Origin of the sequence: Aneurinibacillus tyrosinisolvens (genome assembly GCF_001015055.1) — a bacterium.
Lineage (GTDB): Bacteria > Bacillota > Bacilli > Aneurinibacillales > Aneurinibacillaceae > Aneurinibacillus_A > Aneurinibacillus_A tyrosinisolvens.
In genome coordinates this window covers 11575-34167 of the sequence record NZ_BBWZ01000012.1, presented here as the reverse complement: position 1 = coordinate 34167, position 22593 = coordinate 11575, and the positions used below count along the sequence as shown (strand labels likewise).

General features: G+C 45.6%; 29 protein-coding genes and 1 riboswitch. Of the genes, 23 read left to right on the top strand and 6 right to left on the bottom strand.

The window, feature by feature from the left end:
- The first annotated feature begins 65 nt into the window (after positions 1-65).
- From MBEAL2_RS12990 to MBEAL2_RS12965, 6 genes are all read left to right on the top strand, one after another.
- On the top strand, positions 66-635 hold the full coding sequence (locus tag MBEAL2_RS12990) for a hypothetical protein (RefSeq protein WP_047152728.1): 570 nt from the start codon (positions 66-68) through the stop codon (positions 633-635).
- Between the two features lie 177 nt (positions 636-812).
- On the top strand, positions 813-1490 hold the full coding sequence (locus MBEAL2_RS12985; protein ID WP_161798209.1) for a phosphatase PAP2 family protein: 678 nt from the start codon (positions 813-815) through the stop codon (positions 1488-1490).
- On the top strand, positions 1468-1665 hold the full coding sequence (locus MBEAL2_RS12980) for a hypothetical protein (protein WP_047152726.1): 198 nt from the start codon (positions 1468-1470) through the stop codon (positions 1663-1665). Before MBEAL2_RS12985 ends, MBEAL2_RS12980 begins: the two co-directional genes overlap by 23 nt.
- 2 nt (positions 1666-1667) lie before the next feature.
- Positions 1668-2417, top strand: a complete 750-nt coding sequence (locus tag MBEAL2_RS12975) for a hypothetical protein (RefSeq protein ID WP_047152725.1) — start codon at positions 1668-1670, stop codon at positions 2415-2417.
- Positions 2418-2509: 92 nt separating this feature from the next.
- Complete coding sequence (locus MBEAL2_RS29265) at positions 2510-3622, top strand: molybdopterin-dependent oxidoreductase (RefSeq protein WP_052947699.1); 1113 nt, start codon at positions 2510-2512, stop codon at positions 3620-3622.
- Positions 3606-4325: a hypothetical protein gene (locus MBEAL2_RS12965; protein WP_047152724.1), complete on the top strand. Its 720-nt coding sequence runs from the start codon at positions 3606-3608 to the stop codon at positions 4323-4325. Before MBEAL2_RS29265 ends, MBEAL2_RS12965 begins: the two co-directional genes overlap by 17 nt.
- A 32-nt stretch (positions 4326-4357) precedes the next feature.
- On the opposite strand, the gene MBEAL2_RS12960 is transcribed toward MBEAL2_RS12965, so the two are convergent.
- Complete coding sequence (locus MBEAL2_RS12960) at positions 4358-5326, bottom strand: bile acid:sodium symporter family protein (RefSeq protein WP_047152723.1); 969 nt, start codon at positions 5324-5326, stop codon at positions 4358-4360.
- 218 nt (positions 5327-5544) lie between these two features.
- Between MBEAL2_RS12960 and MBEAL2_RS12955 the strand changes: the two genes are divergently transcribed.
- Complete coding sequence (locus MBEAL2_RS12955) at positions 5545-6417, top strand: M15 family metallopeptidase (protein ID WP_047152722.1); 873 nt, start codon at positions 5545-5547, stop codon at positions 6415-6417.
- A 9-nt stretch (positions 6418-6426) separates the two neighbouring features.
- Here the strand turns inward: MBEAL2_RS12955 and MBEAL2_RS12950 are convergent, their stop codons facing one another.
- The gene (locus MBEAL2_RS12950; protein ID WP_047152721.1) at positions 6427-7431 is read right to left on the bottom strand and encodes an LLM class flavin-dependent oxidoreductase; all 1005 of its coding nucleotides are present in this window, start codon (positions 7429-7431) and stop codon (positions 6427-6429) included.
- A 184-nt stretch (positions 7432-7615) separates the two neighbouring features.
- Here MBEAL2_RS12950 and MBEAL2_RS31765 point away from each other — a divergent pair, with 184 nt between their 5' ends.
- Both MBEAL2_RS31765 and MBEAL2_RS33620 read left to right on the top strand, forming a co-directional pair.
- Positions 7616-7759: a hypothetical protein gene (locus tag MBEAL2_RS31765; RefSeq protein WP_161798208.1), complete on the top strand. Its 144-nt coding sequence runs from the start codon at positions 7616-7618 to the stop codon at positions 7757-7759.
- Between the two features lie 327 nt (positions 7760-8086).
- Complete coding sequence (locus MBEAL2_RS33620; RefSeq protein WP_269082474.1) at positions 8087-8221, top strand: hypothetical protein; 135 nt, start codon at positions 8087-8089, stop codon at positions 8219-8221.
- Between the two features lie 39 nt (positions 8222-8260).
- Here the strand turns inward: MBEAL2_RS33620 and pdxR are convergent, their stop codons facing one another.
- Complete coding sequence (gene pdxR / locus MBEAL2_RS12945; protein WP_047152720.1) at positions 8261-9715, bottom strand: MocR-like pyridoxine biosynthesis transcription factor PdxR; 1455 nt, start codon at positions 9713-9715, stop codon at positions 8261-8263.
- Between the two features lie 357 nt (positions 9716-10072).
- Positions 10073-10217, top strand: a riboswitch (FMN riboswitch).
- Positions 10218-10411: 194 nt separating this feature from the next.
- Between pdxR and ribD the strand changes: the two genes are divergently transcribed.
- From ribD to ribH, 4 genes are read left to right on the top strand one after another with little or no spacing between them, the layout of a single operon-like run.
- Complete coding sequence (gene ribD / locus MBEAL2_RS12940) at positions 10412-11527, top strand: bifunctional diaminohydroxyphosphoribosylaminopyrimidine deaminase/5-amino-6-(5-phosphoribosylamino)uracil reductase RibD (protein WP_047152719.1); 1116 nt, start codon at positions 10412-10414, stop codon at positions 11525-11527.
- Entirely contained in the window at positions 11508-12158 is a 651-nt protein-coding gene (ribE, locus tag MBEAL2_RS12935) for a riboflavin synthase (protein ID WP_047152718.1), read from the top strand. Before ribD ends, ribE begins: the two co-directional genes overlap by 20 nt.
- Positions 12159-12183: 25 nt before the next feature.
- The gene (locus MBEAL2_RS12930; RefSeq protein WP_052947698.1) at positions 12184-13377 is read left to right on the top strand and encodes a bifunctional 3,4-dihydroxy-2-butanone-4-phosphate synthase/GTP cyclohydrolase II; all 1194 of its coding nucleotides are present in this window, start codon (positions 12184-12186) and stop codon (positions 13375-13377) included.
- Between the two features lie 36 nt (positions 13378-13413).
- Positions 13414-13881: a 6,7-dimethyl-8-ribityllumazine synthase gene (ribH, locus tag MBEAL2_RS12925; RefSeq protein WP_047152716.1), complete on the top strand. Its 468-nt coding sequence runs from the start codon at positions 13414-13416 to the stop codon at positions 13879-13881.
- 73 nt (positions 13882-13954) lie between these two features.
- Here ribH and MBEAL2_RS31110 read toward each other — a convergent pair whose 3' ends face one another.
- On the bottom strand, positions 13955-14170 hold the full coding sequence (locus MBEAL2_RS31110; protein WP_152667788.1) for a hypothetical protein: 216 nt from the start codon (positions 14168-14170) through the stop codon (positions 13955-13957).
- A 169-nt stretch (positions 14171-14339) separates the two neighbouring features.
- Here MBEAL2_RS31110 and MBEAL2_RS31105 point away from each other — a divergent pair, with 169 nt between their 5' ends.
- Complete coding sequence (locus MBEAL2_RS31105; protein WP_152667792.1) at positions 14340-14519, top strand: AMP-binding enzyme; 180 nt, start codon at positions 14340-14342, stop codon at positions 14517-14519.
- A 21-nt stretch (positions 14520-14540) separates the two neighbouring features.
- Complete coding sequence (locus tag MBEAL2_RS12920) at positions 14541-14936, top strand: acyl-CoA thioesterase (RefSeq protein ID WP_047152715.1); 396 nt, start codon at positions 14541-14543, stop codon at positions 14934-14936.
- Between the two features lie 77 nt (positions 14937-15013).
- Here MBEAL2_RS12920 and MBEAL2_RS12915 read toward each other — a convergent pair whose 3' ends face one another.
- Together MBEAL2_RS12915 and MBEAL2_RS29260 are read right to left on the bottom strand one after the other, a co-directional pair.
- Positions 15014-15538, bottom strand: coding sequence for a PaaX family transcriptional regulator C-terminal domain-containing protein (locus MBEAL2_RS12915; RefSeq protein WP_052947697.1), 525 nt, complete (start codon positions 15536-15538; stop codon positions 15014-15016).
- Positions 15532-15804, bottom strand: coding sequence for a hypothetical protein (locus MBEAL2_RS29260; RefSeq protein WP_052947696.1), 273 nt, complete (start codon positions 15802-15804; stop codon positions 15532-15534). The genes MBEAL2_RS12915 and MBEAL2_RS29260 overlap by 7 nt, the downstream gene beginning before the upstream one ends.
- A gap of 178 nt (positions 15805-15982) precedes the next feature.
- Here MBEAL2_RS29260 and MBEAL2_RS12910 point away from each other — a divergent pair, with 178 nt between their 5' ends.
- The 8 genes from MBEAL2_RS12910 (at position 15983) to MBEAL2_RS12880 (ending at position 22541) form a co-directional block, all read left to right on the top strand.
- Positions 15983-16285, top strand: a complete 303-nt coding sequence (locus tag MBEAL2_RS12910; protein ID WP_047152714.1) for an EthD family reductase — start codon at positions 15983-15985, stop codon at positions 16283-16285.
- 32 nt (positions 16286-16317) lie between these two features.
- On the top strand, positions 16318-17271 hold the full coding sequence (locus tag MBEAL2_RS29255; RefSeq protein ID WP_052947695.1) for a YbhB/YbcL family Raf kinase inhibitor-like protein: 954 nt from the start codon (positions 16318-16320) through the stop codon (positions 17269-17271).
- A gap of 279 nt (positions 17272-17550) precedes the next feature.
- The gene (gene ykzB / locus MBEAL2_RS32265) at positions 17551-17697 is read left to right on the top strand and encodes a protein YkzB (protein WP_173427717.1); all 147 of its coding nucleotides are present in this window, start codon (positions 17551-17553) and stop codon (positions 17695-17697) included.
- A gap of 89 nt (positions 17698-17786) precedes the next feature.
- Positions 17787-18209, top strand: coding sequence for a phosphate-starvation-inducible protein PsiE (gene psiE / locus MBEAL2_RS12900; RefSeq protein ID WP_047152713.1), 423 nt, complete (start codon positions 17787-17789; stop codon positions 18207-18209).
- 61 nt (positions 18210-18270) lie between these two features.
- The gene (locus tag MBEAL2_RS12895; RefSeq protein WP_047152712.1) at positions 18271-19098 is read left to right on the top strand and encodes a uroporphyrinogen-III synthase; all 828 of its coding nucleotides are present in this window, start codon (positions 18271-18273) and stop codon (positions 19096-19098) included.
- Positions 19099-19230: 132 nt separating this feature from the next.
- Complete coding sequence (locus tag MBEAL2_RS12890) at positions 19231-20271, top strand: LLM class flavin-dependent oxidoreductase (RefSeq protein WP_047152711.1); 1041 nt, start codon at positions 19231-19233, stop codon at positions 20269-20271.
- Between the two features lie 50 nt (positions 20272-20321).
- Positions 20322-20729, top strand: coding sequence for a PaaI family thioesterase (locus MBEAL2_RS12885; protein WP_047152710.1), 408 nt, complete (start codon positions 20322-20324; stop codon positions 20727-20729).
- Between the two features lie 123 nt (positions 20730-20852).
- Positions 20853-22541, top strand: coding sequence for a formate--tetrahydrofolate ligase (locus tag MBEAL2_RS12880; RefSeq protein WP_047152709.1), 1689 nt, complete (start codon positions 20853-20855; stop codon positions 22539-22541).
- The last annotated feature ends 52 nt before the right edge of the window (positions 22542-22593 follow it).

The following is a 22593-nucleotide window of genomic DNA, read 5'->3' as shown; positions in this document are numbered from 1 at the left end:
TTACGGTCGGCTGCGGCTGGCTTGATATAAGAGTTCATACGATTAAAGAACAAGAGGTGGACTAAATGTTTGCAGGGCATTTTGGATTCGCGGCGGCTGTGAAAGCGAAATCACCTGAGGTGCCGCTCTGGGCGCTTATGCTGAGCACGCAGCTGCTCGATGTCGTTTTTGTCCCTCTTTATTTAGCCGGGCTGGAGACTGCAGCACCCGTAGCCGGCGGCGGGTACGGCGGCAGTGTGATTCACGCGGATTACTCCCATTCCTTGATAGGAACGCTCATCCTTGCTCTTCTGGCCGGGCTTTTAGCCGGGAAGTTCTGGGGAAGGCGGAGCGGGATTGTCATTGCATCGGTCGTCTTTAGCCACTGGCTGCTTGATTTCGTCGTGCATCGCGCAGACTTGCCTTTCCTGCCTGGAAATACAGGCCACCTTTCATTGTTTGGCTTAGGGCTGTGGGAATTGCCGGCGGCCAGTATTGTGCTGGAAGCCGCCCTTGTTGTTATAGGGTCTGTTCTTTATTTTCACTCAACGGTATCTCGGGCCGGAAGGAGAAGGAAGCGGATGGCGGCTCTTACTGGCGGGGTACTAAGTATTTTACTTATTCTGTCATTGCTTACAGACGTCCTTAATATTTAGCGGCTAATCTAAAGTGGCGAAATCGCCGCTTTTTTTTATGCACCCGGCATAATCATCATCAAATTGTTAAATCCCTATTATTTCATATGAACTTTCCGTACTCCATCCTTGTCTTTTCAGTGTACAGCAAAAATTATTTCAGAAAAAAATAGATAAGTGATGGCAGGAGGTTTCCAAATGAATACACGAAGATTACAATTTACGTATGTTTTTTCCCTCAGCTTAGCGGCTGCTATTTGTTTTTCTATTGTAGCAGGCCTTGTTAGCACACATGAAATCGCCCGCTTTGACAATATAGTGATATCATTTATACAGGGCTATGAATCACCGGCACTAACAAAGGTGATGAAACTATTTACTTTTATAGGTTCAACTTCCTTCGTAGCTATCCTTTCCGTTGTTGTTTTGATTTTCCTGTATAAAGTATTGCACCATCGTTTAGAGCTGCTTTTATTTATTATTGTTATTGCAGGAACAGCGATTCTTAATCAAGCATTGAAATTTTCATTTCACCGGGAACGCCCAACACTTCACCGTCTTATTGAAGAAACGGGATACAGCTTCCCCAGCGGCCATTCAATGGAGGCATTCGCGATGTATGGCGTATTAGCTTTTCTTGTATGGCGCCATATTCCTGCTCGAGCAGGGCGGACAATTATCATCGTCATCAGTACCCTCATGATTTTAGCGATTGGAATCAGCCGTATTTATTTAGGCGTACATTACCCAAGTGACATCATTGGCGGCTACTTTGTCAGCGGATTCTGGCTCGCGCTTACCATTGGTACTACCAAGGGTACAAAGAACGATTTTGAAAGGAAGATTCGTATACATGCATACATCACTGGACAATAAAACTTTTGTGCCGCCCGCGTCCGGATGGAAGAAAACGAAGAAGAGAAAAGCGGGCTGGGCATTCATACTCAAAAGTTCAGATCTTTATTATAAAGGGGATTATTTCGTTCCTCCTTCCAACCCGCTTGGTGAGCGGTATGTAACGACCAGCTTTATCGTGGAAGGGGGGAGATAGACGTGTTTCGTGGTCAAAGAAAAAAATGGCTGATGTGGATAACTGCAGTGCTGGCAGTCACGATAATCCAGCTCGTATCCTTGCAGCAGCTAAATGCATTCTTAAAACCGCCTTCTTTTCAAAAGCAAAATGCAGCGTCAACAGGAGGAAACGCCGATGCCGCTTCCATGGTGCGGGAAGTCTCTATTCCTAAAAATGCAGACCACTATGTAATAACATCGGATCGAAAAGGAATTGCTTATACAAAACGTTTGCCGGATAGCCAAAAGATTGAATTCGTAATTGAGAATGAGCAAGGTGTTGTTTTCCGTCAGTCGGTAGACAATGTGGCGCATATGGAATGGCTGGGGGAGTCGAATACCCTTCTCTATATGCTGGATAAGGAAAACACACAAGAAATGTACCTATTCCAGATGCAGCACAAAGAACCTTTGCCTGTCGGTGAATGGGATGGAAAGACCCGCAACATCAAAACGGTTTTCTTCTCACCTTATCTAGAATCTTTCTATATTCAAATGAATAGTGAAAACAACGATGAAATATATAAGTATAAGTATTCCACCGGCTTAACGGAACTGCCCGTTAAAGATCTTGCAATCGATCACGTTTCTTATGATGAAAAGCAGGACATCTTGTACATGACCAACCTAATCGGGGAGCAATGGCAGTATAGAAACGGAAAATTACGGGATAAGGACGGTAAGGTGGTCGCCACAGGCAAACAGGAGCCGCACTTCAGTAAGAGGCATTAAAAAAGGGAGAAAACATACTTGATTTAAAAAACCAAGAGTCCTCCCACTTCAACCGAAAGGTAAGTGGGGGGAGTATTCATGGAGGTGAAAGATTGAAGCCAAAACACACCTACTATTACATTCACTTAATCCACGCTATCCTTATCCTTGTCCTGCTCGCTACTGGTTCTTTTCTCTATGTTCCTGCTTTACGGACTTTTCTGGGAGAGTATCGTTATGAGTTAAGACAATTTCATTCAATAATAGGAATCAGCTATTTTATATTTCTTTGCTTTGCTGTACCTTCTGTTTTCCGGTATGCCAGAGCGCACCGAAGATGGCAGAAAACATTTCATATTTGCCTGCAGCTGCTTCTTGGAGTAGGATGGACCGCAAGTGGAATCTACCTATGGCTAAATTATACAGAATATTTAGGCATAAGGCAGGCTTCTATACTGCTGCATGATGCGCTCACTTTATTTATCATCCCCTGGGTAAGCGCACACATTCTGCTCTGGTATATCCGGCGAAATCAAAAACCAGTAAGAAAGGGAGGCAGGGAAAGCCGCGACCGCGGCATCCTGATTTCCCGGCGGGATGTTCTTCTTCTTTTTTCAGGAGCTATACTTGCTTTTATGGCAGGAGGTCTTTTCCGCTGGTTTCAGCCGCTTTCCCCAAGGTTTCTAAATGCGCTTGAGACAGTCAAAAGAAAAGGGTATTTTCGAATTTATTCCGTCCGCAGTGATAACCCTGTTTTTAACAGGGAAACATGGCGTTTGACTGTGGATGGTCTGGTTGAAAAACCGGCTTCCCTATCCTTCGATGAACTAATCACCCGGAAATCCCATACATTCACCAGTGATTTCCATTGTGTCACAGGGTGGAGTGTAAACAGTGTGAAATGGAAAGGAATTCCCTTTAGAGATATTATAAATCAAGTAAAACCAAAGGAAGAGGGGGCTTATGTGAGAATGTATTCGGCAGATCGTCTATATACCGAGACCTATGAGTTAACGCAGCTGCTCGAGGAGAATGTCATTCTGGCTTACGAATTGGAAGGAAAACAGCTTTCTGAAAACCAGGGAGCCCCGCTTCGCCTGTTTCACCCTAATATGTACGGATACAAATCAATCAAATGGCTGAATCGAATTGAAATCGTAAAAGACCGCGAGCTCGGATACTGGGAAGAAAAAGAGGGATACGATTTAAATGGCTACCTTCGTTAAAATGATTTTAATAGCAGGAGTATGGACTGTTTTTTTCCTCTCTTCTTATTTTCTTTTTAACAGCCGGGCGGAAGAAGATATGTTAACACTTCAAAAAGCAATGAACCAGGTTCACATGTGGGAATCGTATGAGAGCAGACAAAGTGTGCTGCTGGATAAAGAAGAAGAACTCCATATGGACTCGATTTCGCACCAGAACCCGTATCTTGCTCAGGTTATTGCACGTGCCAGATTGACAGAGACAGAGGATTTTAAGTTTGAAGTGTACTTTCAGCCGGAAGTTATTTATATACATACGTTAAATAAGGATGTCTGGAATAAGACAGACTACACGCATCCTGCAGCAGGCGATCTGGAAGGGATGAGGGATCCAATGGCATTCTGGCTTCGTACGTTAAAACATGCGGATGAAATCATAAAGGAACACGCAGTCGATGGAGGATATCATTATTCCATCACTCTGCATCCGTTCCGGGACGAAGTGCACGGCATCCATTTTGAAGATATGAAAGCCGCCAGCCTCGAAGCATGGGTAACGACTGCACCGCTGCGGGTGGAACGAATGAAGCTCGTCATCGACTTCAAACCGAATCTTTTGCGGCGGTATAACCAAATGACATATTCAACGGAATTCTCAAGCGTGAATCGAGCCGCCACGATTACGCTTCCAAAGCAATCAGCATCCGCAAAAAAAATAAAATAGCCATTCCCGGTTGATAGGGAATGGCTTGTCTTTTATCCTTCATTTGTGAACGCAGACGCATCAGAATCTTCTTTCTTATCCTTCATGCGGCTGAAAATGGAAGCAAGCGTGGAGCCTGAGATATTGTGCCATACGCTAAAGATGGCACTTGGCACAGCCGCAAGCGGCGAGAAGTGGGCGGTCGCAATCGCAACGCCGAGTCCGGAGTTCTGCATTCCTACTTCCATAGCTACCGCTTTCTGCTTTGCTAAATCCATTCCGCATAAGCGTGCGAAGAAGAAGCCAAGGAGAAACCCGAGAATATTATGTAAAACGACCACAGCAAAAATAAGCGGCCCTGTCGTCGCCAGCTTCGCCTGGCTTCCTGCCACGACACCGGAAACAATCATAACAATAGCGATAACCGAAATAAGAGGGAGCGCTTTTGCCCCGGCTTCCGCCTGCTTGCCAAAGAATTTCTTAACAATAAACCCGAGCGCCAATGGAATAATGACAATCTGCAAGATTGAAATAACCAAAGACCATACGTTAATGTCCACCCACTTGCTCGCAAGCAGAAGAATGAGCAGGGGAGTCACAATAGGCGCAAGTATCGTGGAAACAGAAGCGATGGCAACGGCAAGCGCTACGTCTCCTCTGGCTAAAAACACCATAACATTCGAGGCGGTTCCGCTCGGACAGCATCCAACCAGGATAACGCCAACCGCGACTTCCGGCGGCAGATTCAGCCCAACTGCCAGCAAATAGGCGAGAAGCGGCATAACGATAAAATGGCCTAAAACACCCAGGGCCACATCTTTTGGCCGGCGGAAAACTTCTTTGAAATCCGCAGTGGAAAGGGTAAGCCCCATCCCAAACATGACAATACCGAGAAGAGGAACGATGTATGCTCCAATCCATTTAAAATTGCCTGGAGACATGTAAGCTATGATAGCAAACAATAAGACCCAAATCATAAATGTTTTTCCTGCAAACGTGCTGATTCTCTCTACAACTCCCATAACGTCCTCCATTCCACACTTTTCTAACAAAACATTTTAAACACTTTAAAATGTTTTGACTATCATTATAGAGTTTATATTCTATCATTACAATAACGTTTCTCGGGTTTTCGACAAAAGAGAGGAAACAAAAAAAAGAAATATGATAATATACCATTATGCAAATACAAATAGAGGTAAATTGCGAAAAACGATAAGCTACCAGGAGAGGGGCCCATATGAAAAAAACTTCCGTTACCGCATTGCTTCTTGCTTTGAGCCTGTCTGCATTGACTGGGTGTACGAGCGAAAAAAAGGAGACAGTAAGTTCTCCCGTCTCGCCTGCGGGATCCGGGACTGCGGAGAGTAAAACCAACTCTAGCAATCATTCCCCCAATCCGGCAGCGAATTCTACTACTGAGGGAAAAACGAATTCGAATGAAGGGGCTTTGAAATCGCCTGCGGATTCCGGCGAAGCAAATAGTGCAACTGACCCAGATACAAGTAAGGATGCCCAACACGTTGTTGCTCAGCCGGAAAGCATTGCCGTGCTTGTGAATAAACAGTTTGTACTTCCTGAAAGCTATGAACCGAGTGATTTAGTCTATCCGAATACGAGATTTATCTTTAAAGAAAAAGTTGAAAAACGTAAGCTGCGTAAAGAAGCAGCCGAAGCGCTGGAACAAATGTTTAAGGGGGCAGAGAAGGATGGCGTGTATTTGGCCGGTGTTTCCGCATACCGTTCGTATACCACCCAAAAATCATTGTTTAACAACTACGTGAAGCAGGATGGGGAAAAAAAGGCCCGGACGTACAGCGCGGTACCGGGAACGAGCGAACATGAAACCGGGTTGGCCATCGATGTGTCCGGAACGAATGGAAAATGCGCGGCAACGGATTGCTTTGCCGGGACCAGGGAAGCAGGCTGGCTTGCCGAGCACGCCCCTGAATACGGGTTTATTATCCGTTACCCGAAAGGAAAGGAATCGATAACCGGGTACAAATATGAGCCCTGGCACATTCGCTATGTTGGGAAAAAAGCCGCGGCACAAATCGCCCAGAAGGGGATTACTCTAGAGGAATATTCCCGCGCAATTCCTGTTTCGAAATAAGAGCTTTGCCTAGCCTTTGCTAAGGAAAACGTCCGCAAGCAGCTTATAGGAGCGCAAGCGCGCCTCATAGTCATGGGTAATCGTGACAAACATCCATTCGTCCGCCTGGTAGGCCTGCTGCAAAGTATGTACCTGTTCTTTCATTTGTTCCTTTGTGCCAATCAGCATGTTCTGGCGTTTGCTTCGGATTGCCTGCCGCTCAGCTTCGGTATACGGGTAGGCTAAGGCTTCCTCCACGGAAGGGATTCCGAGGTGCGCCGTTCCCTGATCTGTTTTTATCCCCCATAAATCCAGGCTTGCGGCCAACCGGGACGCCTCTTCCTCGGTTTCTGCGCAGATGGCGGATACTGTCACAATGGTCTTTGGCTTCTGCTGTATACGGGAGGGCTGAAAATTCTGCCGGTATTCCTGCAGGATGGCCGGTCCGTCGCTCTCGCTCATAAAATGGCCAAACGCGAACGATGCACCCAGCTCAGCGGCGTATTTCGCGCTCTTCCCGCTCGTGCCAAGCAGCCATATTTCAGGCGGAACAGGCGGAAGGGGACGGGCGTGAATACCGGCAAAAGGGTGATCAGCCGGCAGTTCATCATAAAGGTACCCTATGAGATCAGAAAGCAGGGACGGAAGACGATGAACGTTCTGTAAATAATTTTCCCGCAGAGCGAGCGTTTCATGAGCGGATCCGCCGGGTGCCCGTCCGATCCCGAGGTCAATTCTTCCGGGATAAAGCGTGGAGAGCAAGTTGAAATTCTCCGCCACTTTATATGGGCTGTAATGCGGCAGAAGCACGGCCCCCGAGCCGATGCGGATGGTAGAGGTAAGGGCACCCAGCCGGCCGAGCAGCACTTCGGGCGACGGATTCGCCAGGGATGTCATTCCATGATGCTCAGCGACCCAGTACCGCGTATAGCCAAGCTGTTCGGCTCTTTGCAAGAGGCGGGCGGTTTGTGCCAGTGCTTCAGCAGGGCTGCTTCCGTTTGAAATTGGAGATTGATCAAGTATGCTTATTTTCATAATGTTCCCCCGTGCTATATTTTTGATATCTAAATGGTAGCAATATGCATGGTGAAACGCAACGGGAGTCGAGTGCATCCATTTTGCTTAAATCCTTCACATCTTTGTCGAAATTTTTCGGAAAAATGCACTCCCTCTTTGCGAAAAGTTTACGTATAATCAATAAATAAGGGGGATGGGATATATGATTACTAGCGGATACATACTTGAAGTCGACGGAAATCAAACGGTCATTTTACCTTCGGAATTAATCGAAACGTTATCATCGTACATAATTGAGATGGAAATTGAAAATGGCGAGCTTGTTTTGAGAGCGCTTCCAAGATAGTGGTTATTAAAAAGAGAGCCGGTTCCGGCTCTTTTACGCTATAAAGAAAGTAAGTTCTCCGATATATTTAGAAAGTCAAAATGAACTGCAAATATACAATACTTCCCATTATAACGACAAGTGATGGTTTAGTTAAATGAATTAACCAGACTTTCTTAAAACAAACTTTTTAATGCGATAAAAATACATAAGAAGGGGGAAGATAAGAAAAATAACGTGGAGGGATTCACATGGGCTTCTTTGATTTTCTTAACAGGAGGAATGAAAAACGGCGCAGCGAAATGCTTCAAAACGGAATATGCCCCGATTGCGCGGGGAGGGGGTTTTATGAATACGGGTTTGAGTTCTTTCATACCGTTGACTGCCCACAGTGCGGGGGGACTGGAGAACTATCGCCGGATTAGACATGAAGATAGTACATCCTTACTGTGGGCCTATAGTGAGGCACAGAGTAGAGTATAGGAGAAAGCCGTTTATACGCAAACAAACGGCTTTCTTATGTTATTTATGAGTCTGCGCCTCGTCTATAAGCTCATTCAATGCCTCAGAAAATTTAACAATGCCATCCTCAATCATCTGCTCATTAGCCCGGCCGAAAGTGAATCTAACATAACCTTTTTTGGTTCCTAAAGCGCTTCCGGGCATAAAGATAACGCCACGATAAATCGATGCCTCCATTAACTTTACTTCATCCACGGGAGCTTTCATTTTACACCACATATGGATACCCCCTTCAGGAACCAAAAATTCAACTTGATCGCGAAGGTGCTTCTTTAAAAGAGAAACCATGCTATCTCTTCTTTTTTTCAGTTCCAGCTGAAGCCTATCGATATGTTCATGAAAAGAGGGCGAAGTTAAAAACTCACTTGCAATCCACTGCGGAAAAACACTATGCCCGTAATCGATTTGCTGTTTAGCATCCGACAAGCGGTTGATCACCTGTTGGGGACCAATAATCCAGCCGATTCTCAATCCGGAAGAAACGATTTTGGATAAAGAACTAATATAGAGAACCGTACCATGATGATCCATCGACTTTAGCGTAGGAGGCGGCTTCTTTCCAAAAGTGGTTAACGTATAAGGATCATCCTCAATAATCGGTATACCGTACTTCGCCGACATCGCAAGGATTTTCTTGCGGCGTTCAGGGTGCAAACTCGACCCCGTGGGGTTTTGAAAGTTAGGGTTAAGAAAAACCATGCGGAGGCTGTGTTTTTTGTGGATCGCCTCGATATCACCGGGGTTTACCCCGTTTTTGTCGACCGGCAGCAAGTGTATTTTCAGGCCCATTGATTTAAAAATAGGCAGGGAATAGCTGTAAGAAGGGTCCTCAATCGCGACGGAGTCTCCTGGTTTAAGCAAACATTGGACGACAAGGTGGAGAGCCTGCTGAGCTCCGGAACTAATGAGGATGGAGGAAGCTGTTGCGTCAATATTTTTATATTTTTTTACATGGTCAGCGAGGGCCTCGCGCAACTGTAAATTCCCCTGCGGATTTTCATAGCCTAAATGGAAAGAGTAGTTTCCATTTTTAATAATTTTCTCAAACTGTCCCTGAGGAAATAAATCAGAAGACAATTCACCTGTAGCTAAATCAACAAAATGGTTGTTCTGTGTTTCTTTTATAATCCGACGGATGAGCGGTACATTAGGCAAGAGGGAGCCCCCTGCCACATATTGATTCCAATCCGGGGTACCCCCGCTAAGGTTCCTCATCATAAACGGACTAACCCGTGTCCCGCTTCCTTTTTTACTAATAATAAGCCCCAATGCGCGCAATTCTCCGTAAGCAGTAACAACCGTGCTGCGATTTACCTCCCATTCTTTAGCAAGAACACGCTCGGAAGGCAGTATGGTTCCGGGAGGATATTCCCCATTGGAAATACGGGATTCAATATATTCCACGATTTGTTTATAAATCGGTTTATTATCCGACCGGTTCGGTTTCCATTCCATCTCTTTTCTCCCTCTCCTACCGTTCTGAACAGAATCAGGACTATTATAAACAATTGGATGGGAAATAAAAAGTTTGATTGGATGGTCCATTTATTTTATAATCAAGTATCCTAAAAGATATAATTAAATAAAGAAATGCGGTGGAACTATGAGTGGCGGCATGTGGTTTGCTTTAATCGTTCATATCTGTTTTATTGTTTTTGGGCTGTCGATTTGGGTTTTTTATAAAAAGAATAAAGACCTTTTGTAAAGGGAAAACTATAATTGAACTGAAGAAAAAATAGTAAAGGCATATATTTTCTTGTAATTATCCGCAAAAAAAGATAAAGTTACTCTATAAACTTTTAAAAATAAATAGACATCCTTCGGGGCAGGGTGAAAATCCCGACCGGCGGTGATAGAGGCTTGTAGCCTCTTTAGTCCGTGAGCTGAGGTTGTAAACCGATGCTGACCCGGTGTAATTCCGGGACCGACAGTATAGTCTGGATGGGAGAAGGATATACGGTATAACGGTGGTTATCTCGTTTGTTTGCGTACGTTTTTTAGGTGCAGCTTTTTGGACACTATCTTACACAATAAACCCAACCGCTTACATACTACCGATCTACCCTTTCCCAGAAGTGTAGACAAAGCCCTGAAGACGGAGTTCGTTCCGTTTTTAGGGCTTTTTTGTTTCACAGAAAAGGGGGGAACAGAATGGATCACAAGCATTACATGCAGCTGGCCCTGCAGCTTGCAGAAGCTGCGCGCGGTCAAACGAGCCCGAATCCAATGGTTGGGTGCGTCATTGTAAAGGACGGAGCCATTGTTGGATTAGGCAACCACCTCAAGGCAGGAGAGCCGCACGCCGAAGTGCATGCGCTGAGAATGGCCGGTGAGAAGGCAGCAGGAGCTACGGCGTACGTTACTCTGGAGCCGTGCAGCCATTACGGGCGTACGCCTCCGTGTGCGGAAGCGCTCATAAAAAGCGGTGTACAATGCGTCGTGATCGCCATGCTGGACCCGAACCCGCTCGTAGCCGGAAGAGGCGCCGCCATGCTGGAAGAGGCGGGAATCGAAGTTATCGCTGGCGTATGCAGTACGGAGGCTCAGCGCTTAAACGAAGTATTCGTAAAGTTTATTTCAACCCAGCGTCCGTTTGTTACGGTCAAAACCGCCACAACGCTTGATGGAAAAGTAGCGACCATTTCTGGAAGCAGCCGCTGGATTACAGGAGAGCAAGCGCGCGAGGAAGTCCACCGGCTGCGCCACCAGCATGATGCGATTCTCGTTGGGGTGAACACAGTACTGGCCGATAACCCCCAGCTTACAACAAGGCTTGCGCTAGGCGGCAGAAATCCGGTACGCGTCATTATGGACAGTACCCTTCGCATTCCGCTTGAATCAGCAGTTGTAACAGACGGAGCTGCTCCTACGTGGATTTTTACAACGGAACGTGCGGAGATAGAAAAACAGCTCCAGCTTGAGAAAAAAGGGATTCGCATTTTTTCTGCCGGGTCCGGACCGAGTGTAAACATTCTACGTATGCTGGACATTCTCGGAGAACAATCCATTTCTTCGCTTCTAGTAGAAGGTGGAAGCCAGGTGAATAGTGCGTTTCTTCACGCGAAGGCGATTGATAAAATCGTCGCTTATGTCGCCCCGAAGCTTATCGCCGGGCAGACAGCCCCGTCATCGTTCGGCGGAATCGGCATTGAACAAATGAACGATGCCATTTCACTGGCAGACGTGCAGGTTGAACAAGTTGGACAAGACATCAAAATCTCAGGGTATCCAGTATGGGGGGAAGCGCATGTTTACGGGAATCATTGAAGAAATGGGCGCCATTCGCTCCATCAAACAAAAACATAATGCGGCCATCCTTGAAATTGCAGCTGATAAAGTTTTAGAGGACGTAAAACTCGGCGACAGCATTTCTGTGAATGGAATATGTCTTACTGTTACTAAATTTTCCAATAGCTCTTTTCACGTCGATGTAATGCCGGAGACACTTGCGAAGACGAGCCTGCTTCACTTGTCCGGCGGGTCTCCTGTCAACCTTGAACGGGCGATTCCGGCAGGGGGAAGATTCGGGGGCCACTTTGTCTCAGGCCATATCGATGGAACCGGCACCATCGCTGCCCGCAAACCATACGGGAATGCCATTCTGTTTGAAGTAGCGGCGGATGATGAACTTCTGCGCTATATCATGCCTAAAGGTTCGATTGCAATAGACGGCATTAGTTTAACGGTTGTTTCCGAAACGAATACAAGCTTTACCGTTTCGATTATTCCCCATACGCTTCAGGAAACGGTCCTGCAGCACAAAAACAAAGGGGACATAGTTAATCTTGAGTGTGACATGATGGCCAAATACATTGAGCGGTATGTTACGCGGAGGGAACAGAAAGAAAAGAAATCCTCGCTTACGGAAGCGTTCCTAAGCGAACATGGATTTATCTAAACTAAAGAGAAAGGTGGGAAGAAACATGTTTTATTCCATAGAGGAAGCGCTCCGCGATTTACTTGAGGGAAGGCCAATTATTGTCGTGGATGATGAAGACAGAGAAAATGAGGGAGACTTTATTGCTCTCGCTGAAAAAACAGACGCTTCCACAATTAATTTCATGATTACACACGGCAGGGGGCTCGTCTGTGTCCCGATAACGGAGGAAAGAGCCGCCGAACTGCAGTTGTCCCCTATGGTAGAAGATAACACGGACAATCATGGGACAGCTTTTACCGTGTCGATAGATGAAGTGGGTACAACGACGGGGATTTCGGCTTTTGAAAGAGCGGAAACCGTACAGGCGCTCCTGCGCTCGATAAGCAAGCCGGAAAGCTTTAGACGTCCGGGCCACATTTTTCCTCTTGTCGCAAAAAAAGGCGGCGTGCTTCGCAGGGCCGGCCATACCGAAGCGGCTGTCGATTTAGCAAAACTGTGCGGTTCATACCCTGCAGGCGTCATTTGTGAAATCATGAATGCGGATGGTACCATGGCACGCGTGCCGGACCTTGTAAAAATTGCAGAAGAACATGATCTAAAGATGATTACGATCGAGGAACTGATTCGTTACCGGACAAGGAAAGAGCAGCTCGTCACAAAGGAAATCGAAGTGATGCTGCCTTCTGAGTACGGGGATTTTCGCATCGTAGCCTATACGAATGAAGTGGATAACAAAGAGCACGTTGCCCTTGTGAAAGGGACGATTGATCCTGAGTCCCCTACGCTTGTCCGCGTGCATTCCGAATGTTTGACAGGCGATGTTTTCGGCTCCCTTCGCTGCGATTGCGGCCCACAACTTCACGCGGCCTTGTCCCAGATTGAAGAGGAAGGATCCGGCGTTCTCCTCTATATGCGCCAGGAGGGAAGAGGCATTGGCCTCATTAATAAACTAAAGGCGTACAAATTGCAGGAAGAGGGACTGGATACGGTAGAAGCAAATGCCAAACTCGGGTTTGCACCCGATTTACGGGAGTATGGAATTGGGGCCCAAATTCTTGCCGACCTTGGCCTAAAGAAAATCCGGCTGCTGACGAATAACCCGAGGAAAATCACAGGGATTGAAGGCTACGGACTTGAAGTGGTGGAGCGGGTTCCGATCCAGATGAAGCCCGTAGAAACCAATGAGAAATATTTACGGACAAAGCAAAGTAAGCTCGGCCATATGCTGAATTTGTAGACGATGCATAAAACACAATAAAAAGGAGAGAGTTAAATGACAAAAACATACGAAGGAAATCTGATAGGAACCGGTTTAAAGGTAGGCATTGTAGTGGGGCGTTTTAATGAGTTTATTACAAACAAGCTGCTTGGCGGGGCGCTTGATGCCCTGAAGCGGCATGGTGTAGCTGAAGAGGACGTCGAAGTAGCGTGGGTTCCCGGCGCGTTCGAACTTCCTCTTATCGTTAAAAAAATGGCGGATTCTAAGCGTTATGACGCTTTAATTGCACTTGGCACGGTGATTAGAGGTTCAACCCCGCACTTTGATTATGTATGCAATGAGGCTGCAAAGGGAATCGCTTCTGTCGGTTTACAAACTGGCGTTCCTGCCATTTTTGGCGTACTAACCACCGATACAATCGAACAAGCAATCGAGCGGGCAGGAACGAAAGCAGGAAACAAAGGCTGGGAAGCAGCAGCATCAGCTATTGAGATGGCAAACTTAATTAGAAGTATGGAATAGTTATAGTAAAAAGACAAAAGGAGGCTGGCTCGAAAAAGTCGCTTTTCAACGACCCTTTGAGACAGCCTCTTGTTTATTCTTCATCTTCATCACAGTGTTCTCTGTGCCTTTCGCGCCCCATTTCACGCCTTCTGCGGCAACAGCAAAATCTGCGCCTGCGTCTCTTTCTCCTGTGACAACCACACCCATCGTTTTCGCTGTTTCGTGAATCTTCCATTTCAGAAAGATCCGTTTCGTTTCCTGTAACGTTGTTTGAGTGAATAAGAAGAAGAGGCTGTTTTGTATACATTTTCACCCCTCCTTTTTATAGCGTTACTATTATATATGCTAGTCCTAAACAAAAGGTATAGGCAAGTTCCCAGTAATGGCAAATTTCTATAGGATAGTATTTTTTAATAGACATATAATTCCGTTTTATCAATAAACGATAAAATGATATAATTGACATATGGTAATACATAGAAGGAACAGAGCTTACAGCAGAAGAAATCATTCACTACTGTGTAGGGAAGCTAGCCGGCTATAAAAAGCCCAGATCCGTTGACTTCATTAATGAGCTTCCACGGAATCCTTCCGGTAAAATATTAAAAACAGTGCTTCGTGACCATTATTGGGGAAAACAGAGCGTAAAAATTTAACGAAAAAGGGGAGGGTGTTCGTTGTTTATAACAAAAATTCAGCCAAGGGTATCCGAAACAGATGGTGTTGGCCATATTAACAATACAACGGTTCCTGTATGGCTGGAAGCAGGCAGGGAAGAGATTTTCAGGATGTTTATGCCTGATTTAGGCTTTAGCAATTGGAGGCTTATTATCGTAAATGTAAACATAGATTATGTGAGCCAGATTTTTTATGGGAAAGAAGCGGAAGTGCGAACCTGGATAAAAAAAATCGGCAACACAAGCTTTGTATTATACGAAGAAATTCACCAACACAATACGGTATGTGCGAAAAGCACCGCCACCTATGTGAATTTCAACCATGAAACGCAAAAGACCGAAGCCATACCGGAAACGATTCGCGCACAATTCAAAGAGCATATGCATGAGTTTTGAAACAGTAAAAAAAGAGTATTAGCCCGGGAGCTAACGCTCTTTTTTTGTTTTATATACTTGTTGGCTTATGAGGAAAATCAGTTCGTAAATTGATAATAATATGAGCTTGCTGGGATCAGATTCGTAAGGCGTGTATTGTAAGCCCAAAGCTCAGAAATGATTTTATCCCCAATCCAGTCTTCTGGAAGCAATTCTTTTGGCAGCATTGGATCACGCAAACTTAATTCACTAATGATTTCACCTAACTGCAAGAAATACACAAAAATATCCAGCGGATCTGGATTTCCCTTTAGTTTTTGTTCAACATCCGGCATGAATTGCTCCTTAAAATAATTCCACTTTTCTGTATACATTTGCTTTATTTCATTTAGCTGCCAAATCTCAACCGCCATCTTCGGTGTAATTTCATTGTGAAAAATAATTCCCTTAACCAGGGTGACGTGGTTTTGTATGCCATAATCCTTCGCAAGTTCAATGATGCGCTTCGAGTAATCCCAGGGAGAAATATATACGCCTTTATAGAGGGGGCCAAAACCCTGGTGAAGCAAATCGCTTCTAAATGGATCTCTTTTTTTACGATCACCTTCCGGGATTTCTACCATCGCGATATACCACGTTTTATCCCATGCCGCTTGATATTGGCCTGGCTTTTGGTTAATCGACTGAATAAATGATCTCCCTTGCTGCGTGATGGAATAGAAAGAGCGGGCAGGTGAGACAACATATCCTCCCTTTTCAATTGGGAGAGGGTATTTCGAATGTATTGGGGCGAGTATCCGCGGCCTTCATAAATCTTCACCAGCTCCTGGACCTCCAGACGGGCAATTCTGGTTAGAATATAAAGGATTTGTTTTTCAATCGACAGCATAGCAAACCTCCAAAATCTTATATAGAAGGAAAAATATAATTTCATTCAGACTTAATTATAATATAAAATAAAACTTACAACAAAAATAAAATTATAAATTGACAAAACCAAACAGTATAAATATAATAAAAATTAAGTTATAAAACAAAATAAATATTATAAAAAAGAGGTGTTGAAAATGGTGAAAGTTACGGTGCTTCTTCCAAAGCCCGAAAATCAACAGGCGTTTGACGACCATTATTTCAGTGTTCACGTGCCCCTGGTAGAAAACCTTCCGCAGGTACAGGACGTCTCGATTCTACGAACATTCGAGGTGCAGAACATGAGTATTCATCCTTACATCGTTGCTCAATTTAGCTTTGAGAACAGGGAAGTGATGGATCAATCGCTTGCGTCGGCTGAGGGGAAGGCGTTGTATGCAGATGTTTCGAATTTGCTGGACTTCCTGCCCCATCCTCCGATGATCCTATTCGCTGAATAAGAATATAAAAAGAATAATGAGGTGGCTAAATTATGAAGAAGCTGGCAAGCATTTTATTTAGTGTGACTTTATTGAGTATGCTTAGCGTGCCTGTCTGGGCCGACAATGCTCCCGCCAAGGATGCTTTTGGCAATGTCGGGTCTTTTATGAAATGGAATGGCCCGTACAGCATTAAATTACAAACACCGAAGCAGGAAATTTCAATCCAGGGAAACATGGAGAACTCTAAGTTCATGATTCCTTTTAAGCAGGTATTTTCAAGCACCGGCGCAAAAGTAACCGGAAATAAAAACGCCATAACCGCACTTGATGGCGAAAAGGTTATAACAGCAAAAGCCGGTGAATCCAGAATGAGAATAAACAATGAAGAAATCCAGCTGGACAGTATAAACGAAAATAGAAACGGCGATTTGTTTGTTTCCCTTCGCGCCTTCATTGAATCATACCAGCCCGATATCGATTGGAACGCCAACACAAGGACCCTTACCATTCATCTTCAGAGTAAAACATCATCATTTAAGGCAGCATCTCCCGCGATTCCATTACATCAGGAAATTCCCGCGAAATATGTTCACACAGATAAAAAAAATCAAATGGATGTAAACTTCCCACTTAAGTGGAGCGGGGCACCGAAAGGAACAAAAGCGTTCGCGGTTGCTATTTATGACTTCCACGCAGTGCCTGACAGTTTCCTGCACTGGGGAATAATGAATATCGCGCCTTCTATCAATCAATTGGCAGAAGGGGTTTCACACACAGCGAAAGTCCCATCCGGCAGCTACGAGCCAGCACCTTATTTCGGTCCCGCGCCGCCAGCTCAATCCGGTGATCATTATTATAAGGTAGTCGTATACGCCCTTGACACGGACCAATTAAAAAACATAAAAATAAACAAATTCCCTGCTTACATTGAAGATTTCGAACAGCAAATTGCCGGACATATTCTAGACCGGGCTGTCATTACGTATACATACAAACTGCAGTAATGAGGCAGTGCGGAAAAAGCCGTGCTTATCAAACCTATCTAAATTAAACTTTGGATAGGTTTTTTCTTATGTAAACCAGCTTGTCTGGTGGGATAACATCTTGGAATGTAAGATTATATACCATGGTTTTTTAGAAAAATCAACTTATTCTGTTGATTTATGTTTGGAAATTGATTAAATTAAGAATATAAAATAACTTGATGTTATATAACCTAACATATAAAAAATAAAATCAGCGAGAAATATTTGAAAATTTTTTCGCAAAAGGAGTGAATGGAAGTGGATAATGAAAAAATTATAGAATTAGCCAAGAAAATTTTAGACCTGGATAAAAAAAGGGATGAAATCTACGAAGAACTTATGATTAGAGCGGGTGATAAAGGATTTGAAATTTTAAGAAAGCTGCAAAACAGTTTTCCAGGATAACATATAAACTAATACGCTGACACGAGTGCTTATGCTAACCCTTCTATAACCATAGAAAGGAATAATTCAACAACAGGGAGGATGAGCATATGGTGCCGTATAACAAAGCCTTATCTCGGGCATTTAGTGTTGCTGCCATATTGCAGTTTATATTGAACCTTTCACTCATTTTGTTAGCGGGCGTTCTATGCACTCTGCTTGCAAAAGAGATCTCCCACTTTATTCAGTTTTTTACCCTCCATGGCGAGGTTCCTGTTCAAAATTTACTCGAACGTATCCTTGTTTTTTTTCTGTACTTTGAATTCATCGCTATGATCGCGAAATATTTTCAGGAAAACTACCACTTTCCGCTCCGCTACTTTCTCTACATCGGCATCACCGCCATGACCCGCCTAATTATCGTCCACCATGACGATCCCTTCCACACCTTTCTCTACGCTTGTGTGATTCTCGTACTCATCGTCAGCTACTGCATCGCAAATTTTACATCACAACACCGCGAAAGATTATAGACAGCCGGCTATAACAACAGATAAGATAAAATAAGCTGAAATCAAGTAGGAGTTGAAATGAATGGCTAAAGGGTTGGAAGGGAAGCGGATTGTGATTGCCGGCTCCCGTAAAGTGGATGAAATTAGTACATTAATCGAAAAACAGGGTGGAATTCCTGTTTCCCGTCCTTTGCAGGGGACATCATTTCTGGCGGAGAAAGAAATCGAACAGGACTTACGCCGCTTTGTAGAAGAAGGAAGCGATTGGGCGATTTTCACAACCGGAATCGGAGCCGAAACGCTTTTAGGTTTGGCGGAGAAGCTTGGAATTGACGCTTCTTTTATAAATCGCATTCAGCAGGCAAAGGTGGCGTCAAGAGGCTACAAAACGAACTCCGCTTTAAAGAAACTGGGGATTACACCGGTTGCGACAGATGATGACGGGACGACCCGGGGATTGATTCGTGCTCTCGATTCCCTTGAATTCACGGGACAGCGGGTAATGGTGCAGCTTCATGGGGAAACAGCGCCTGCTTTGATACGTTTCCTTGAAGAAAGGGGAGCGACCGTTACACAGCTCCTTCCATATCAGCACGTTGCTCCGGATGAGCAAGTGGTAGGAACCGTGTGTCAGGAGCTAGCGGAAGGTCTGGTAGATGCCATTTGTTTTACGACAGCAACACAGGTACGGTTTCTTTTTGATTATGCCAGGCAGCATGGCCGCTTAGCGGAAATTAAGGCTGCGTTTGAGCAGAAGACTCTGGCGGTTGCGGTTGGAAAAATCACAAACGAATCCCTTAGAGAAGAAGGAATTGAACGTGTTCTTGTCCCGGAAAATGAACGGATGGGCGCCATGATTATCGAGCTGTCCCGCTATTATGAAGAGCAGCATGTGAACGGGGAAGCATAATAAACCAGGTGATTTTGAACAATAGAATTAAGCGGGCAGAGAGTTAGGAGACATCAAAAGGATGTCTCCTATTCAATTTGGGTGTAACATAAAGGAAGTACAATCCATCAGAATTAGAAGGAGAACAAAAATATGTCAAAAGAAAATTCCACCAATAAAAGCACGAAACTACTTAATCATATCGCGCTGTCGGTTCTTGACCTTGCTCCGATCGTAGTCGGCGGAACACCCGCCGATTCTTTCCGAAACACTCTGGATCTTGCCAGGCATGCCGAGAAGTGGGGATTTAACCGCTACTGGCTGGCAGAACACCACAATATGCCCGGAATTGCCAGTTCGGCGACATCGGTAGTCATTGGGTATGTGGCAGGCGGCACTTCGAAAATCCGCGTCGGCTCCGGCGGTATCATGCTGCCCAACCATGCACCGCTCATGATTGCCGAACAGTTCGGAACGCTGGAATCGATGTATCCAGGCCGCATTGATCTCGGTTTAGGGCGGGCTCCAGGCACCGATCAGCGCACCGCCCGCGCCCTGCGCCGTGAGCTTAGAAGCGATGACCAGGAGTTCCCTGAACTGCTGGATGAACTGCGTTCCTATTTGAGTCCGTCTTTGGAAAACGGCCCTGCACCTGTACGGGCAGTTCCAGGCGAAGGACTCAATGTTCCGATTTGGCTGCTGGGCTCAAGCGGCTTCAGCGCACAGCTGGCTGGACAGCTGGGGCTTCCCTTCGCATTTGCCAGCCATTTCTCTCCGGATTATACGTTGCCGGCCCTGCAGCTGTACCGCAACTACTTCCGCCCTTCCGAAGTGCTCGATAAGCCGTACGCAATGGTAGGCGCGAATGTCATTGCCGCCGACACGGACGAAGAAGCCCGCTTTCTGGCTACATCACAGCAGCAGCAATTCCTGAACCTGGTCCGCGGCAACCCGGGTCCGCTCAACCCGCCGGTAGAGAATGTAGAGAATTTCTGGAGCGATTACGAAAAAGCCGCCATTGATAAACAGCTGCGCTCATCCATTGTCGGCAGCCCCCAGGTCGTCAAGGAAAAACTGCAGGCTTTCCTTGACATCACGCAGGCGGATGAAATTATTATTAACGGCCAGATTTTTGACCATAACGCACGGCTGCGCTCCTATGAAATTGTGGCCCAGATTGCCGGCGAGGAATAGACAGCCCTGGAAAATGCACGGTTTTAGCGTAAACAAAAGGAGGATTGGAAATGACAGACACCGATTATTTACAGCAGTTAAAAGATCATTTTTCCGAGGTTCCATTTTGGAAACATACGAGCTGCGTGATTGAAACGATAGAACAAGACCATGCTGTTATCTCCCTTGAGATCAGCCACGAGCATATGAATGGAAACATGACGCTTCATGGCGGAATGTTTGCAACGCTGCTGGATAACGCAATGGGGCTCGCGGCGCGCTCTAATGGCGATTTTAAGCAGGCGACGACGAATATGAACATCCATTATGTAGCGGCGGCCGGTGAAGGGAAAATTTATGCGAAGGGAAGAGTTGTGCACCGTACGAAAAGAACGGCAACCACAGAAGCGAGAGTAGAAACCGCAGATGGAACCCTTCTCGCGATGGGAACGGCAACCTTTCGAGTGCTGAAGGTGTAGCTTACCTTTTTTCAGAATCGAATACACAACATTGTGGCAATTTAAGGTTGATACGACATCCGGTTCGTTCCATGGTAAAATATTTTCGAACATTATCACTATCAGAAGAGTAGGGGAACGATTATGAAGACACAGACACCAATAAAAACGGATATCGAAATTGCCCAATCCGTTAAAATGAAGCCCATTGCTGAGATTGTCGACTTGCTGGACGTAACGGAAGGCGAGTGGGAACCTTATGGTAAATACAAAGCAAAAATCGATTTATCCCTCCTGGAGCGGAAAAAGCAGCACCCGGATGGAAAGCTTGTTCTCGTAACCGCAATCAGCCCAACCCCTGCAGGAGAAGGAAAAACAACCGTAACCGTAGGGCTCGGCCAGGCATTAAACCGGCTCGGTAAAAAAGCGGTCATCGCCGTACGCGAGCCTTCTTTAGGGCCAAACTTTGGCATGAAAGGGGGAGCAGCAGGCGGAGGGTACTCTCAGGTTGTACCGATGGAGGATATCAATCTTCATTTCACAGGGGATTTTCATGCGATAACAACCGCGCACAATTTGCTTGCCGCCCTGCTTGATAACCACGTTCACCAGGGAAATGAACTCAACATCGATCCGCGGCAAGTCGTATGGAAAAGGGTAATAGATATGAACGATCGGGCACTCCGCGACATCGTGATTGGCCTTGGCGGAAAAACGAATGGGGTACCGCGGGAAGCTGGATTTGACATTACCGTTGCCTCCGAAATTATGGCGATTCTTTGTTTATCGGAAGATTTAGAGGAACTTAAGGAATCACTGGCCAGCATGCTTGTTGCCTATACATATGAAGGGACTCCTGTATATGTACGGGATTTGGGAGCGCAGGGAGCGATGACGCTTGTCTTGAAGGACGCGATAAAACCAAACCTGGTGCAGACGCTGGAGCATACACCTGCCCTTATTCATGGAGGACCTTTTGCCAATATCGCCCACGGCTGCAACAGCCTGATTGCAACGAAAATGGCCCTGAAGCTAGGTGATTATGTTGTAACGGAAGCGGGATTCGGTTCTGACCTGGGCGCGGAGAAGTTCTTGAATATCAAATCGCGTAAAGGAGGCCTTCATCCATCTGCGGTCGTTCTTGTTGCTACCGTTCGAGCATTAAAGATGCACGGAGGGGTGGCCAAGCAGGATTTAGGCAGTGAAAATGTGGGTGCATTAATTGAAGGCTGCAGCAACCTGGAAAAACACATCGATACAATCAAGCATTTCGGCCTGCCGTTTGTCGTTGCTTTAAACCGCTTCCCAACCGATACAGAAAATGAACTGAAGGCTGTAAAAGATTTGTGCGAAAAGCAGGGGATTCCTCTGGCACTTACAGAAGTATGGGAATACGGAGGTGCTGGTGGAGAACCATTGGCGCAAAAAGTAATGGAAACGATCGAGAACGCGGAAAATCATTTTCGCTTTCTATATGACGAAGGTTCTTCCATACCGGAAAAAATCGAGAAAATCGCCAAAAAGGTATACGGAGCAGACGGGGTTCTTTTCACAGATAAAGCTCGCAAGCAAATCAAAGAATACGAGAGATGGGGATGGGATGCTATGCCTATCTGTATGGCGAAAACCCAGTATTCTTTTTCGGATAATCCAGCTTTGCTTGGAAGACCAAAAGGGTTTGTAATCACCGTCCGCGAGCTTAAACCTTCATTGGGTGCGGGTTTCATTGTCGCTTTAACAGGTGACATCATGACAATGCCCGGGTTTCCAAAGCGTCCCGCAGCGCTTGCCATGGACATTGATGAGGAAGGAACGATTTCCGGTTTATTTTAAGAAATAGTGTCGCTCGGCAAACCGTCTGTAGCTCGGCAGCACAAATCCAAGG

Coding starts and splice junctions, on each gene's coding strand:
- MBEAL2_RS12990 (WP_047152728.1), top strand. CDS start 66: ATGTTTGCAGGGCATTTTGGATTCGCGGCGGCTGTGAAAGCGAAATCA.
- MBEAL2_RS12985 (WP_161798209.1), top strand. CDS start 813: ATGAATACACGAAGATTACAATTTACGTATGTTTTTTCCCTCAGCTTA.
- MBEAL2_RS12980 (WP_047152726.1), top strand. CDS start 1,468: ATGCATACATCACTGGACAATAAAACTTTTGTGCCGCCCGCGTCCGGA.
- MBEAL2_RS12965 (WP_047152724.1), top strand. CDS start 3,606: ATGGCTACCTTCGTTAAAATGATTTTAATAGCAGGAGTATGGACTGTT.
- MBEAL2_RS12960 (WP_047152723.1), bottom strand. CDS start 5,326: ATGGGAGTTGTAGAGAGAATCAGCACGTTTGCAGGAAAAACATTTATG.
- MBEAL2_RS12955 (WP_047152722.1), top strand. CDS start 5,545: ATGAAAAAAACTTCCGTTACCGCATTGCTTCTTGCTTTGAGCCTGTCT.
- MBEAL2_RS12950 (WP_047152721.1), bottom strand. CDS start 7,431: ATGAAAATAAGCATACTTGATCAATCTCCAATTTCAAACGGAAGCAGC.
- MBEAL2_RS31765 (WP_161798208.1), top strand. CDS start 7,616: ATGATTACTAGCGGATACATACTTGAAGTCGACGGAAATCAAACGGTC.
- MBEAL2_RS33620 (WP_269082474.1), top strand. CDS start 8,087: ATGAATACGGGTTTGAGTTCTTTCATACCGTTGACTGCCCACAGTGCG.
- pdxR (WP_047152720.1), bottom strand. CDS start 9,715: ATGGAATGGAAACCGAACCGGTCGGATAATAAACCGATTTATAAACAA.
- ribD (WP_047152719.1), top strand. CDS start 10,412: ATGGATCACAAGCATTACATGCAGCTGGCCCTGCAGCTTGCAGAAGCT.
- ribE (WP_047152718.1), top strand. CDS start 11,508: ATGTTTACGGGAATCATTGAAGAAATGGGCGCCATTCGCTCCATCAAA.
- MBEAL2_RS12930 (WP_052947698.1), top strand. CDS start 12,184: ATGTTTTATTCCATAGAGGAAGCGCTCCGCGATTTACTTGAGGGAAGG.
- ribH (WP_047152716.1), top strand. CDS start 13,414: ATGACAAAAACATACGAAGGAAATCTGATAGGAACCGGTTTAAAGGTA.
- MBEAL2_RS31110 (WP_152667788.1), bottom strand. CDS start 14,170: ATGTATACAAAACAGCCTCTTCTTCTTATTCACTCAAACAACGTTACA.
- MBEAL2_RS12915 (WP_052947697.1), bottom strand. CDS start 15,538: ATGGTAGAAATCCCGGAAGGTGATCGTAAAAAAAGAGATCCATTTAGA.
- MBEAL2_RS29260 (WP_052947696.1), bottom strand. CDS start 15,804: ATGCTGTCGATTGAAAAACAAATCCTTTATATTCTAACCAGAATTGCC.
- MBEAL2_RS12910 (WP_047152714.1), top strand. CDS start 15,983: ATGGTGAAAGTTACGGTGCTTCTTCCAAAGCCCGAAAATCAACAGGCG.
- MBEAL2_RS29255 (WP_052947695.1), top strand. CDS start 16,318: ATGAAGAAGCTGGCAAGCATTTTATTTAGTGTGACTTTATTGAGTATG.
- psiE (WP_047152713.1), top strand. CDS start 17,787: ATGGTGCCGTATAACAAAGCCTTATCTCGGGCATTTAGTGTTGCTGCC.
- MBEAL2_RS12895 (WP_047152712.1), top strand. CDS start 18,271: ATGGCTAAAGGGTTGGAAGGGAAGCGGATTGTGATTGCCGGCTCCCGT.
- MBEAL2_RS12890 (WP_047152711.1), top strand. CDS start 19,231: ATGTCAAAAGAAAATTCCACCAATAAAAGCACGAAACTACTTAATCAT.
- MBEAL2_RS12885 (WP_047152710.1), top strand. CDS start 20,322: ATGACAGACACCGATTATTTACAGCAGTTAAAAGATCATTTTTCCGAG.
- MBEAL2_RS12880 (WP_047152709.1), top strand. CDS start 20,853: ATGAAGACACAGACACCAATAAAAACGGATATCGAAATTGCCCAATCC.